This is a genomic window from Mitsuokella sp. UBA4253, assembly GCF_002395285.1.
GTDB lineage: Bacteria > Bacillota > Negativicutes > Selenomonadales > Selenomonadaceae > Mitsuokella > Mitsuokella jalaludinii.
On the sequence record NZ_DGWR01000004.1, the window covers coordinates 33,288 to 45,242 of the forward strand.

12 protein-coding genes and 2 tRNA genes are annotated in these 11,955 nt (G+C 58.3%); 10 read left to right on the forward strand and 4 right to left on the reverse strand.

Annotated features, from left to right (window positions below):
- Nucleotides 1-45: 45 nt before the first annotated feature.
- Nucleotides 46-486: a Fur family transcriptional regulator gene (locus B2X55_RS01835; protein ID WP_036374322.1), complete on the reverse strand. Its 441-nt coding sequence runs from the start codon at nt 484-486 to the stop codon at nt 46-48.
- Between the two features lie 242 nt (nt 487-728).
- On the opposite strand from B2X55_RS01835, the gene B2X55_RS01840 reads away from it, so the two are divergent.
- Nucleotides 729-817: transfer RNA gene (locus tag B2X55_RS01840), tRNA-Ser, on the forward strand.
- Between the two features lie 105 nt (nt 818-922).
- On the opposite strand, the gene rpmF is transcribed toward B2X55_RS01840, so the two are convergent.
- Nucleotides 923-1,102: a 50S ribosomal protein L32 gene (gene rpmF / locus B2X55_RS01845; RefSeq protein ID WP_036374320.1), complete on the reverse strand. Its 180-nt coding sequence runs from the start codon at nt 1,100-1,102 to the stop codon at nt 923-925.
- A 317-nt stretch (nt 1,103-1,419) separates the two neighbouring features.
- On the opposite strand from rpmF, the gene B2X55_RS01850 reads away from it, so the two are divergent.
- The gene (locus B2X55_RS01850) at nt 1,420-2,679 is read left to right on the forward strand and encodes a DAK2 domain-containing protein (RefSeq protein WP_286820649.1); all 1,260 of its coding nucleotides are present in this window, start codon (nt 1,420-1,422) and stop codon (nt 2,677-2,679) included.
- Nucleotides 2,680-2,763: 84 nt separating this feature from the next.
- Here B2X55_RS01850 and B2X55_RS01855 read toward each other — a convergent pair whose 3' ends face one another.
- Nucleotides 2,764-5,427, reverse strand: a complete 2,664-nt coding sequence (locus B2X55_RS01855; RefSeq protein ID WP_286820650.1) for an EAL domain-containing protein — start codon at nt 5,425-5,427, stop codon at nt 2,764-2,766.
- Between the two features lie 121 nt (nt 5,428-5,548).
- Nucleotides 5,549-6,148 carry a hypothetical protein gene (locus tag B2X55_RS01860; RefSeq protein WP_286820652.1) on the reverse strand — a complete coding sequence of 200 codons (600 nt, stop codon included), beginning with the start codon at nt 6,146-6,148 and terminating at the stop codon, nt 5,549-5,551.
- 185 nt (nt 6,149-6,333) lie between these two features.
- Between B2X55_RS01860 and B2X55_RS01865 the strand changes: the two genes are divergently transcribed.
- The 8 genes from B2X55_RS01865 (at nt 6,334) to B2X55_RS01900 (ending at nt 11,945) form a co-directional block, all read left to right on the forward strand.
- On the forward strand, nt 6,334-6,579 hold the full coding sequence (locus B2X55_RS01865) for a hypothetical protein (RefSeq protein WP_036374311.1): 246 nt from the start codon (nt 6,334-6,336) through the stop codon (nt 6,577-6,579).
- A gap of 84 nt (nt 6,580-6,663) precedes the next feature.
- The gene (locus B2X55_RS01870; protein WP_036374308.1) at nt 6,664-6,867 is read left to right on the forward strand and encodes a protein kinase; all 204 of its coding nucleotides are present in this window, start codon (nt 6,664-6,666) and stop codon (nt 6,865-6,867) included.
- Nucleotides 6,868-7,061: 194 nt separating this feature from the next.
- Nucleotides 7,062-7,835: an acetolactate decarboxylase gene (gene budA / locus B2X55_RS01875; RefSeq protein ID WP_286820654.1), complete on the forward strand. Its 774-nt coding sequence runs from the start codon at nt 7,062-7,064 to the stop codon at nt 7,833-7,835.
- Nucleotides 7,836-7,886: 51 nt separating this feature from the next.
- Nucleotides 7,887-7,963, forward strand: a tRNA-Arg gene (locus B2X55_RS01880).
- A 147-nt stretch (nt 7,964-8,110) separates the two neighbouring features.
- Nucleotides 8,111-9,745 carry a hydroxylamine reductase gene (gene hcp / locus B2X55_RS01885; RefSeq protein ID WP_286820656.1) on the forward strand — a complete coding sequence of 545 codons (1,635 nt, stop codon included), beginning with the start codon at nt 8,111-8,113 and terminating at the stop codon, nt 9,743-9,745.
- A gap of 242 nt (nt 9,746-9,987) precedes the next feature.
- The gene (locus B2X55_RS01890) at nt 9,988-10,668 is read left to right on the forward strand and encodes a Crp/Fnr family transcriptional regulator (protein ID WP_036374303.1); all 681 of its coding nucleotides are present in this window, start codon (nt 9,988-9,990) and stop codon (nt 10,666-10,668) included.
- A gap of 4 nt (nt 10,669-10,672) precedes the next feature.
- Entirely contained in the window at nt 10,673-11,305 is a 633-nt protein-coding gene (locus B2X55_RS01895; RefSeq protein ID WP_286820657.1) for an ABC transporter ATP-binding protein, read from the forward strand.
- The gene (locus B2X55_RS01900) at nt 11,277-11,945 is read left to right on the forward strand and encodes a heme exporter protein CcmB (RefSeq protein ID WP_036374298.1); all 669 of its coding nucleotides are present in this window, start codon (nt 11,277-11,279) and stop codon (nt 11,943-11,945) included. Before B2X55_RS01895 ends, B2X55_RS01900 begins: the two co-directional genes overlap by 29 nt.
- Nucleotides 11,946-11,955 lie beyond the last annotated feature (10 nt).

Here is an 11,955-nt window from a genome sequence, read left to right on the forward strand (position 1 = left end):
ACACCATGTGTCAGCTTTTTTGATGAGGGGAAGAGGTATTGGTTGTCAGTGGACGGCATGGGCTTTCTTTTCCTGGCATTCCGGGCAGACGCCGAAGAAGTAGAGCTGGTGGTCGGAGAGCGCATAGCCCGTCTCGTCCTTGACCTGCTCGTAGACGCCTTCGGTGTTGAGTGCCGGGACGTCGTCGACGCGGCCGCAGCACGTGCAGCGGATATGCGGGTGGTGGCTCGTGTCGGCATCGTAGCGGAAGGCTTCCTCGCCGACGTTGAGTTCCTGTGCGAGCCCGAGGTCGCAGAGGATGGCGAGCGCTTTGTAGACGGTGGCCAGGCTCATCGTCGGGTAGAGCGGCTGCAGTTCTTTGTAGATCGTATCGGCATTGGGGTGTGCTTTCGTGTGGGAAAGCATGTTGTAGACGGCAAGGCGCTGCGGCGTTACCTTGAAACCGGCTTCGCGCAGACGACTGGTCAATTCAGCAGAAGTCAGCATATCATCACCTATCTCTTTCTATTCCTGTCCCGTCAAGCTGTTTTTAGGGTACAGTAATGGATAATAAATATTTGTAAGATTATTCTACCCGTTATTTAGTATTTTGTCAACGAGTAATCGTTATTCTTTATGGATGATTCCAGAAAAGAGTTGAGAGCGACTGCCATTTGAAAAAAGTGCTTTACATTTGCGGGAATGTGTGATATCATACTTTATGTTCTTCAACGAACGTAGAGGAACACGGAGAGGTGTCCGAGTGGTCGAAGGTGCTTGACTCGAAATCAAGTGTGGTTAATAGCCACCGTGGGTTCGAATCCCACCCTCTCTGCCATTTGCAAATCAGCCCTTGCAGTCTGCAAGGGCTTTTTCGTTGCCCGCATCAGAGCATAAAAAGAACCAGATCGTCCGTAGGGATGATCTGGTTCTTTTTGCTGCCTTATTCTGCTGCCTTGACGACTTCCTTGCCATCGTAGTAACCGCATTCCGGGCAAACGTGATGCGGCATCTTCGGCTCGTGGCACTGCGGGCAGGCAACGTAGCCGGGAGCCGTGAGCTTCCAGTTGGCGCGGCGCTGGTCGCGGCGGGCCTTGGAAGTCTTGCGCTTTGGTACTGCCATTTGATTTTCACCTCCGAGGTATGTGTTCCTTCAGTGAAATCCATGCAATGGGTTGATGCTGGATGGATTCATTTCACGTGAATTATGTGATTTTGACATATATATCTATGATAGCTGTTTTTCTCTCTGATGGCAAGAGAAATTTTCGCTTTTGGTGATTTTTTCTTTCGGCAGGTGAGTTTTCCGTCTTTTTTTGAAAGATATCGGATATTTTCGTGAAAATAGAGGTGTTTTCTTTCTCGCCGCGAATTATAATAGAAAGTAGCATTCCTGTTTTGGCAAGGCCAAGGCAGCAAAAAGAAACGGGTGTGATGAACATGACAGGAAATAGAGAGGTAATCACGGGCAGTGACTTCAAGCGCATGGTATCGGGTGCGTACAGCGAGTTCCTGCTGGAGTATGAGGAGATCAATGCGCTCAAGGGCGCCGGGCACATGCCGGGCACGCACATCCTGCGCACGATGGGGGCGGCCGTCATGCCGCTCTCGCATACAAAGGATGACAGCATCGGCGGGCTGGCCCGCCGCATCGCGACGGCTGCTGTCTTTGGCGCGCGCGGCAGCGCGGGCGTCGTGCTCGCGCAGATGTTCCGCGGGCTCGGCAAGGGGCTCTCGGGCAAGTACAATGCGACGTCGTCGGAGTTCGGCAAAGCGTTCCAGTACGGCGTCCTCTACGCGCAGCGCGCGGTGCCGGAGCAGCCGGAGCAGCCGATCATCACGGTGGCCAAGGCCGTGGCCAAGGGCGCTTACCACGCTGTGCGCGCCAACCTGCCGATCTCGGAGATCCTGCAGGCGGCCATCGAGGCGGGTAAACAGGCCTTGACGCAGATCGGACAGGAGGATGCCGGTGCGCGCATCATGTTTACATTCCTGACGGGTTGCCTCAAGGGCCTCGACGGCAATTTCGTCTCGCCGACCATCAGCCTCTCGCTCGGCCTTGAGGCCGGGCAGCCGGGCCTGCCTGATCCGCGTCAGGATCTCGTGCGCCCGTACTGCGTGCGCTTCACGGTCTGCAACACGCGCGTCGACGTGCCGGAGTTTGAGCGTCACCTGCGCGAATACTCGAGCTTTGCGCTCGTCGAGCGCCACGAGAAGGGCATCGAGGTCCACCTGCACACGGACCACGTCGGCAAGGTTGTGGAGCAGGCCATCGGCTGGGGCCCCATCAAGAACCTCCACATCACGAACATGAGCGAAGTGCACGTGCTCAATGCGCACGGCGCCCTGATGCGTGTCGCCCTGCTCGCTGTCGCCGAGAACAAGGTGCAGGCGCGCGAGCTGCAGGAGGCTGGCGTCCACATCATCGTCAGCGGAGGCGAGAGCAACTGCCCATCGGTCGGTGAGCTCGTCAATGCGGCGCACAGTGACCTCGCTTCTTCCTACGTCATGCTGTCGTGGAGCCGGGATTTCCGCCTGGCCTTCCGCCAGGCCAAGCGCCTGCTCGGCAGCCGCGTCGAGCTCGTCCTCTGCCAGGACAAGATGCAGCAGGCCAAGGCCATCAAGGCATTTGACCCGGAGAAGGATGCCGAGGAGAATAGCTGTGCCATGCGGCAGGCAGCGGGGGCCGCAGAAGACTGAATCGATCTCTGTTGGATACAAGCGAATAAAAAGACCTGGGACATCGCTGTCTCAGGTCTTTTTTTGTGCAACCTGCTGCGCGCTTCAGATGTGCTGCTCCAAGAAGCTGCTGAATTCTGCCTCGGGCATGGGCTTGCCGTAGAGGTAGCCCTGGCCGTGATCGCAGCCGTAACTGCGCAGCATTTCTTCCTGCTCGTGTTCCTCGATGCCCTCGCAGATGACTGTCATGCCGAGTGCATGGCCGAGGTCGATCATGCGCGCGAGAACGGCCTGCATGCGCTTGGCTCCTCTCGAGGCGAGCAGCAGCGAGCGGTCGATCTTCATGACGTCGAGAGGGATGGCATTGAGGATCGTGAGATCGGAGTAGCCGCTGCCGAAGTCGTCGATGGACAGGCGGAAGCCCATCTCGTGCAGCTCGTGCATGACGTGGAGCGCGTGCTCGCGCATCTCCGGCGTGTCGAAGTCAAAGGCTGTCTCGGTGAGTTCGAGCTCGATGTCCTCTGTGCCGTAGTACGTCTTGAGGCGCTGCATGTAGGCGAGGTAATTCTTCTCCTGCATGTGCAGGCGCGACTGGTTGACGGATACGGGCACGATGGGCAGGCCGGTGGTGCGGCGCTCTTTCACCGTCTCCATGACGTGGGTCAGCATATAGAAGTCGAGCTGTGTGATGAAGCCGTTGCTCTCGAAGCGCGGGATGAACTGGCCCGGCATCATGAAGCCGAGCTCGCGGCTGCGCCAGCGCACGAGCGCCTCGGCGCCGATGCACTTTCTCGTCGCGAGGTCGTATTTCGGCTGGTACCAGACCTCGAACTCCTTGCGGGAAAGAGCGCCCTGCTGCAAGCTCTCGATGCGGCTCTGGAACTCGGCTTTCTGCTGCATTTCCGCGTTGTAGAAGCAGATGGGATTCGCTTCGTGCAGGGCGAGGTTGGCGTGGTTCATGGCGTCGGCGACAGAGAGGCCCGGTGTGAGCGGGCAGATGCCGATGTGGAACGCGATGTGTACGACCAGATGGCCGATGCTGATGTATTCATTCAGATGCATCAGGTGTGTAAGGGCTGTCGTGAGCTGCGTCCTGTCGTCGAACGCGTCCATGTGAAGCAGGAAGAAGACTCTGCCGGTGCTCGTGTGCACGGCAGGCAGCTTAGCCCATTCTGTCTTCTGAAGCGTCGCCTCCATGCGGCGCAACAGTTCCACGATGACATCCTGCCCGTACGTCTCGACGAGGATGTCGCGGCGGCTGATGCCGATCTCGACGATGGCGAAATGGCCCTGAGCTTCGTGTCCTTTGAGGTATTTACTGGCTTCGTACTTGAACCAGCTTCGGTTGTACAGTCCCGTGTAGCGGTCCGTGTCAATGATGTGCTGCATCTGCTCCAGGTGATTGCGGCGCATCCGGGACTGGCGCCAGGTCAGCAGCAGCAGGACGAAGAACAGGAGCAGCAGGCCTGTGATGAAGTACTGCGGGTAGGCATAGAAGAGAGACTGGATGCTCCGGCGCTTGTCGAGGCCCTGATCGTAGAAGGACGCGTAGTCGAAAATGCCGGTTGGCCCGATGAAGCGAATCTCCTTGTCGAGGATGGTCAGCAGTTCTGGCTCCATCTGGTCGGAGATGCCGATGGCGATGTCCTGCGAGGAGGTGACGATGCCGTCCGTGATGAGCTCCGGGAAATCCCCCTGCCAGATGTTGTACTGCGCCGTCTCCTGCCGCAGGAAGGCGATGTCCGCCTGACCGTTGCTGACGGCGCGCAGGCATTCCTCAGCCGTGGCGTAGTGCCGGATCTGGTTCTTCTCATAGCGCTCTAAGAGGACGCGGTCCGTCAGGCGCTTTGATAGGCAGGCGATGCGCGGGCTCTTCGGCGCGCCGTTGCGCCGCGTGACGGTCGTGTAGTAGGACGTCAGGTAGACGGCAGAGAGGTCCATGTTGTGGGCGGCTGCCCAACCGACATCCCAGTCGGCATTGAGAAGGATCTGAGCGCGGCCCTTGTCGAGGTCTTCCTGTGCGGCTGCATAATCCTGCTCGATGACGAGCGCGAGCTTGATGCCGAGATCCCTCTCGAGCCGGTCGGCGAGCTTCTTCATCGTGCCCTGCAGATTGCCCTCTTTGTCGACGTAGGCGAAGGGAGCTTCGCGCGCGACGACGACGGCTGAGATGACGGGGTGGCTCTTGAGGAAGCGCTGTTCCCTCTCGGTCAGCCGGAGCTCTGCGGAGCCGCGCTGGCCGTAGTAGAGCTGGTAGAGATGGCTGACGAAGTACGGCCGGTTGCCGATGAGCTGGTCGGCCGCGAGGTCGAGTTCCTGCATCAGCGCCTCATCATCCCGCCGCACGGCGAAATAGAGCTGGTTGACGCGGTGCGGCAGCAGCGTGCCATGGACGTCTCTGCTGTCATTGGCGCGCCCCATCATCAGGCGCGAGAAGCGCATGGTCTGCTCGCGCTGCGGCGTCTTGACGATGCCGGAGATGACATCGATCTCGCCGCGCTCCAGGCGAGATCGGCACTCCTCCCAGGTGCCCGGCACGAAGACGACCTCGCGCCCTGCATAGCTGCCGAGCGCCTGCATGAAGTCCGTCTCCATGCCGTAGAAATTGCCGGCTGCATCCTGTGTGATGTCCGTGCCGACATGGTGTATCCCCACGCGCAGGAGCGGCCTCGCCTGCACACTTGATACTGTGAACTGCAGGCTGAGGCCGCAAACGAGGAATGGGATGGAGATGAAAGATGCAAAGAAACGAAACAATCTTTTCTTCAATGTATTCGTATTCCTCCACGATTGTTCTGTTCTAGATCATTGCGCTTTGAAGAGCGCAGGGCTATTATACCATATCAATCGCGGAAAACATAGCAAGAATGTATACAATCGCTGGAAAATTTTAGCCGATGGTGCCGGGCTTGATGTTGACGGTCTCACCGCGCTTGACGGTGACCATCTGCACGAGGCAGCTGCGCGGTCCGACGTTGAAGAGTTCGAAGGCATCCCAGTTGGGCAGCTTCTTCTGGAGCTGCTGCTTGTCGTCGAGCTCCGTGAGGTTCTGCGCGGCGTCACGGCCGTAGCTGTCGAGGATGACGAGGAAGTACTGGCCCTCGGGGATGCCTTCGAACTTGTACTTGCCGGTCTTCTTCTCCGTCTCCGTGTGATAGACCGGCGTGTCCTTGGGAATCTTGCCGAAGCGATACCAGTCGTCAATCTCCTGTGCGCTCAGTTTATCGTACGTGAAATCCTTGCCGATCAGCCAGATGTCGGCTTCCTTGTCGTGGAATTTCCTCTTGGGGGCGGCGAGATCCCAGCTGATACCGCCTGCCGATGCATCCGGAGCAGAGGCAATCTTCATGCCGCGCTCGGAACCGTGCGTGTAGACTGCGCCCGTGACCGTCCCGCAGGCGGCGCCAGCAGCAGATGCTGCCTGCGGCGCTGTGAATGCCAGGGCAAGTCCGATGGCCAAAGCGAGATAAGAACGCTTTATTTTCTTCATGGTAATGATTCCTCCATTGTATCGAATCCGATGATGTATCTTTCATTTATTTTACAGCAGGAAGCGCTTTCTTGGCAATCGTCTCAAGGCGGTTCTATCGAGATTCCGTTGCAGATTTACGTGCAGGAATAAAGGAAATCCGCTATAATATAAAGAGAGTTTTTCGTGGAATAGGAGGGGTTCATATGCGGGGAATCACGAAGTGGTTCAATGTCATGATCCAGTCGTGGAATACGATTTTCTTTGGCTTCCTGGCTTTCGGCGGCTTCTATCTGCTGACGAAGGGAAACTTCATCGCAGGGGCAATCCTGCTGCTCATCGGCTTCGGTGGAGCCTGGTTCTGCCTGCGGCAGGCGCAGAAATGGAATGAAGTCAAAAACGAAGATATTCCCGACATCAAGCAGAATATCTGGAAGCGGAAAAAGGAATAAAATTTTTTCTTGAGAAAATGCATATCTTTGACGTATAATAAGAAAAGGAATTTTCACTTATTTTTCGGAAGGAGAACTTCTATTATGGCAAGAAAAGCAAATTATGAGGAAAAGATTGCAACCCTGCAGGAAAAGATTGCGAAGAAGCAGGAAGAGCTCAAAGGTCTGAAGGCTCAGCTTGAAGAAGTAAAGGCAAAGAAAGCGCAGCAGGACTACAAGGTGCTTGTCGAGTACATGGAACAGAATAACCTGACGGCAGAGGATGTCCTCGGTGCCATCAAGGGCTGATCATTAGGACCTTTGCGGCTCACAGGCGACTGTGAGCCTTTTTTGATGGAATCTTTATCCTGTGGACGCGACGCATAGCATGTCTGTGCCAGGTTGTGCTATAATGAAAACGAATTGTAAACAATTTTACTGAATCAAAAAAATTATATCCAATCCCGCCATTTGATTGGACTTCTGTATTGTGAGGAATCTTTATGACACAACATTCTCTGCGCCCGCGCGATGTCAGCGGCATCAAGGAAAAGCGCGAGCCCGTCTACCAGATCTCGACACTGCAATCGCTGATCCTCGGCAACTACTACGGCTGCCTCTACATCGAAGACCTGCTGAAGCATGGTGACACGGGCATCGGCACGTTCCACGCCGTTGCGGGCGAGCTCATCGTCATCGACGGTCACTGCTACCGCATCCTCGCGGACGGCTCGGTCCTCGAGGCGCAGCCGCTCGACACGACGCCTTTTGCGAGTATCGCCTACCTCGAGGAAGGCCATACGATCAAGTTCGGCGCGATGGCGACGGCCGAGGCCCTGCGCGAGGCGCTCGATGACAGCATCGAGCTGCTTGGCCCGAACAGCATGTACGTCGTGCGCATCGACGGCTATTTCAACCGCGTGGCGGCGCGCACGGAGCTCTATCAGCACGAGCCCTACAAGCCGTTTGCCGAAGTGCTCGAGACGGATGAGCGCCGCTTTGCCTTCGAGAACATCGAGGGCTCGCTCGTCTGCTTCTACTTCCCGCCGTTCATGGACGGCGTCAACACGCCAGGCTGGCACTTCCACTTCATCAATGCGGCGCGCACCTTGGGCGGCCACGTCTTCGATGTCGACATGGTGCGCGGCACGGCGACGCTCAACAAGACAGACCGCTTTATCCTCGACCTGCCGAGCAATCAGGCCTTCCAGTACGCCGACCTCGCAAACGCCTCGAAGGAGGACATCCACAAGGTCGAGCAGGGCGGCGGCGACTGAGGCGGCATGTCTTGCATAATTCCGGCACCTCTGCTACAATAAAGGTATTGTGCGGTTGTAGCTCAGTTGGATAGAGCGTCCGCCTCCTAAGCGGCAGGTCGTGAGTTCGACTCTCACCAATCGCACCATCCTGTCATCGATATCCCATCCTGCTCACAAGCGGGATGGGATTTTTGTATTGTAACAATCGTTACAGAAAAGGGCGCAGGACTTCTGCTATGATAAGGTCAATGAAACGAGAAACCAATGTGTGTTTGATATAAGGAGAGTTGATCATGGAAAATAAGATGTTTTGCTTTCAGTGTCAGGAAACGGCTGGCTGCAAGGGCTGCACGCAGGTAGGCGTCTGCGGCAAGAAGCCGGAAGTCGCAGCGATGCAGGACCTGCTCATCTACGTGACGAAAGGCCTCTCCGCTGTCACGACGCGCCTGCGCGCTGAGGGCAAGCAGGTCTCGCGCGAGGTCAACCACCTCGTGACGGAGAACCTCTTCATCACGATCACGAATGCGAACTTTGACCGCGAGGCCATCATCAAGGCCATCGAGACGACGCTGAAGGTCAAATCGGAGTGCCTGGCAAAGCTCACGAGCCGTGAGAACCTGCCGGAAGCAGCGCTCTACAGCGACGGCCGCGACGGCTTTGACGAGAAGGCCAAGAAGGTCGGTGTCCTCGCCACGGAGAACGAGGATGTCCGCAGCCTGCGCGAGCTCACGACGTACGGCCTCAAGGGCCTCGCTGCCTATGTCAAGCACGCCAACGTCCTCAATCAGGAAAACGAGGCCATCGATGCATTCATCCAGTCGGCACTCGCGCGCCTGCTCGATGACGGCCAGACGGCTGAGCAGCTGACGGCTCTCGCACTCGAGACGGGTAAGTTCGGCGTCGACGGCATGGCTCTGCTCGACACGGCGAACACGCAGGCTTACGGCAATCCAGAAGTCACGAAGGTTGACCTCGGCGTGCGCCAGAACCCGGGCATCCTGATCTCGGGCCACGATCTGCGCGACCTCGAGATGCTGCTCGAGCAGACGGAAGGCACGGGCGTCGACGTCTACACGCACGGCGAGATGCTGCCGGCTCATTACTATCCGAAGTTCAAGCACTACAAGCACTTCGCTGGCAACTACGGCAATGCTTGGTGGAAGCAGAAGGAAGAGTTCGAAGCGTTCAACGGCCCTGTCGTCCTGACGACGAACTGCCTGGTCCCGCCGAAGGATTCCTATAAGGACCGCATCTTCACGACGGGCGCTGTCGGCTTCCCGGGCTGCCCGCACATCGAGGCGAAGGCAGACGGCACGAAGGACTTCAGCGCGGTCATCGAGATGGCCAAGAAGTGCCAGGCCCCGAAGGAGCTCGAGAAGGGCCAGATTGTCGGCGGCTTTGCACATGCGCAGGTCTTCGCCGTGGCCGACAAGGTCGTCGAGGCTGTCAAGAGCGGCGCCATCAAGAAGTTCGTCGTCATGGCTGGCTGCGATGGCCGCATGAAGAGCCGCGAGTACTACGCAGAGTTCGCCAAGGCTCTGCCGAAGGATACGGTCATCCTGACGGCTGGCTGCGCGAAGTACAAGTACATCAAGATGAACCTCGGCGACATCGGCGGCATCCCGCGCGTCCTCGATGCTGGCCAGTGCAACGACTCCTACAGTCTCGCCCTCATCGCGCTCAAGCTCAAGGAAGTCTTCGGCCTCGATGATATCAACAAGCTGCCGCTCGTCTTCAACATCGCTTGGTACGAGCAGAAGGCCGTCATCGTCCTGCTGGCCCTGCTGCACCTCGGCGTCAAGAACATCCACCTCGGACCGACGCTGCCGGCTTTCCTCTCCCCGAATGTCGCCAAGGTTCTCGTCGAGAACTTCGGCATCGGCGGCATCACGACGGTCGAGGACGACATCAAGACGATGATCGGCTGATAGCCACCCCGACATTTCCTAGCATTCTCTCAAATCCATATACACCATACACCTGCAGAGAGCTGCCATACGGCAGCTCTTTTTGCGTATCGATGTTGCTGATTTTTTTCGGCATTGTATTGTTTTTGACATGGTAATGTTGCTCTTGCAACATCACTATGCGCTTCTCATTGCTATAATACAGATGAATGAAATGATTTATATAATTTAGAGGGAATCAAGAACATTCAGGAGGAAGAGGGATGGGAATCTACGATCTGGACTTGCAGGAGTTGCCTCTCTTCGAGGGGCTCAAGGCCGACGAGGTGGACCAGTTCATCCAGGCGACGGGGGCCAAGGTCAAGCGCTACGGCAAGGAGATGCGCATCCTCAAGGCGTACGAGGCGAACAGCCGCATCGGCATCATCGCGGAGGGCGAAGCGCTCGTCATCGCGGAGGACCGCTTCGGCAATGAGTCGGTCGGGCACCGGTTGGGCCGCGGGGCGCTGTTCGGCTCGACGACGGCCATCCTGCCCGAGTACGCGAACCCGACGGCCATCGAGGCCGTCTCGGATGTCCTCGTGCTCTGGGTGCCCTACACGGCGCTCATCGTGGCCGGGCCGAGGCTCGGCCGCATCCACGGCATCGTCATGCGCAATCTGCTCGTGGCCTTCTGCCGCAAGAACGTGTTGATGATGCAGAAGCTCGAGGTGCTCTCGCAGAAGACGCTGCGCGAGCGGCTGATTCTCTACCTGCTGCAGCAGATGAGCCGCCAGCAGGCAGACTGCGTCAAGGTGCCGGGCCGCGTGCAGCTTGCCAAGGAGCTCGAGTGCAACAGGAGCGCCCTGACGCGTGAGATCGGCCTGATGAAGGAGAAGGGGCTCCTTGAATGCGGCCCGGACTGGATGAAGCTTGACGAGGCGCGGCTTCGCGAGGAGAGGTGAGTGTATGGTCAGCCTGACATTCTCGGATGTGACGAAGCGCTTCGGCGGCCGGACGGTCATCGAAGGCCTTTCGGCCACGCTTGCGGGCGGCACGGTCACGGCGGTGACGGGGACGAACGGCAGCGGCAAGTCGACGCTCCTAAAGATGGCGGCGAAGCTCTTGCTGCCGGACGCGGGGAAAATCGTGGCCCGGGACGGTGAGCAGGAACTATGCAAGGCGTCGTACCGGTCGAGGCTCGCCATCGTCACGCCGGAATTCCACGCCTACCCGAAGCTCACGGCGCGAGAGAACCTCGATTTCTTCCTGAGCTTTCGCTGCGCAGAGGCCCTCTCGGACGCGCTCTACGAGCGGCTCTTGGAGCGCGTGGGGCTCACGCCGGGGGCGGTGGATGGCAAGATGGTCGAGCAGTTCTCGACGGGTATGAAGAAGCGGCTGCATTTCGCGATCCTCCTGGCGTCCGAGGCGGATGTCTGGCTGCTCGATGAGCCCGGTGCCAATCTCGATGCTGTGGGCCGCTCGATGGTGCGCCGGGAGGCACGCCTCGCAGCTGATGGGGGCAAGCTCGTGCTGCTCGCGACGAATGACAGAGAAGAGGAGGCGGAGGCCGATGCATGCATCTCTCTATCGGGCCGTTGAGGCGGTCTTCCGCAAGGAGGCGCGCATCTCTCTGCGCTCGCGCTCGTCGTGGCTCGTCGTCCTGATGTTCGCGCTGACGACGCTCTCGTGCGTGAGCCTGCTGATGCAGGGCGATGTGCTCTCGCCGCGCCTTGCGGCCGCCATGCTCTGGGTCATCCTGTTCTTCTCGCTGCTCTCAGGCGCGGGCCGCGGCTTTGCCGATGAGGAGCAGGCGGGGACGCTGATGGCGCTTTCGGTCTACGGCAGCTCGCAGGCTGTTCTCTTCGGCAAGGGGCTCTTCATGGCAGTCCTGCTGTTTGCGCTCTCGCTGCTCATCGTGCCCGTCTACCTCGTGCTTATGGATGTCGCGGTCTTTGCCTGGGGCCTGCTCCTCCTGACACTGCTGTCCGGGACGTACGGCATGGCGATGGCGGGCACTCTGCTCTCGGCGCTGATGGCCGGTGCCAGGGCGCAGAACGGCCTGCTCTCCATCCTGATGCTGCCGGTGCTGCTGCCAATCCTGCTGCCGGCCATCGTGCTGACGGCGGGCTGCTTCACGGGCGATGTGAATGGCTCGTACCTCGTCGGCATGTTCCTCTATGACGCGATCATGACGATTGCCGCATCTTTGCTTTTTGACTTCCTCTGGTATGAGGACTGACATGCGGATA